Below are 222 nucleotides of genomic sequence, written 5' to 3' on the forward strand. Positions count from 1 at the left end.
CAAGTTTGAGAAGCCCAGAGCCAAGTACAAGGCAGAGCATGAAGCGGAACTGAAACAGTTCTACGCCGCCAGACGAAAGCTGACTGGGGAGTTCCCAGACGGCAAGGTGGATATGAAAAAGCTGACCGAAGAGTATGACGAGCTGGAACAGGCGCACGAAACCACCTATGGCGAGTTTAAGGCTGTCAGAGACGATTTACACCGCCTTTGGAAGGTCAAGTC

Annotated in this window: 1 pseudogene; it reads left to right on the plus strand. The window is 52.3% G+C overall.

Features of this window, described 5'->3' with window-relative positions:
• Positions 1-222: pseudogene (locus tag DWZ44_RS18950) on the plus strand (MobQ family relaxase); the annotation flags it as partial.

It is taken from the genome of Blautia sp. AF32-4BH (genome assembly GCF_003460565.1).
GTDB lineage: Bacteria > Bacillota > Clostridia > Lachnospirales > Lachnospiraceae > Fusicatenibacter > Fusicatenibacter saccharivorans.